Raw genomic sequence first — 241 nt, 5'->3', positions numbered from 1 at the left:
TGATGACCGCCCGCTGACGGTGCGCCAGGCGGACGCGCTGATCGCCCTGCTGGAGCAGAAGATCGTCACCGAGCTCCTCGTCGTGGTCAGCGCCGAATCCCTCCCCACCGACCCCGAAAACACCAACCCAGAAACCACCGACGACCCATACCCCGCCGACCCGGCCACCGAAGACACCGACCCGGCCACCGAAGACACCGACCCGGCCACCGAAGACACCGACCCGGCCACCGACGACGAG

The 241-nt window shown here is 68.9% G+C and carries 1 pseudogene; it reads left to right on the top strand.

Annotated elements, in window-relative coordinates:
• Positions 1-241 (top strand): annotated as a pseudogene (locus HCK04_RS40805) (hypothetical protein); the annotation flags it as partial.

Origin of the sequence: Microbispora sp. CL1-1 (assembly GCF_012034195.1) — a bacterium.
In the GTDB taxonomy this organism is placed as follows: Bacteria; Actinomycetota; Actinomycetes; order Streptosporangiales; family Streptosporangiaceae; genus Microbispora.
This window is presented reverse-complemented; position numbering and strand designations above follow the sequence as displayed.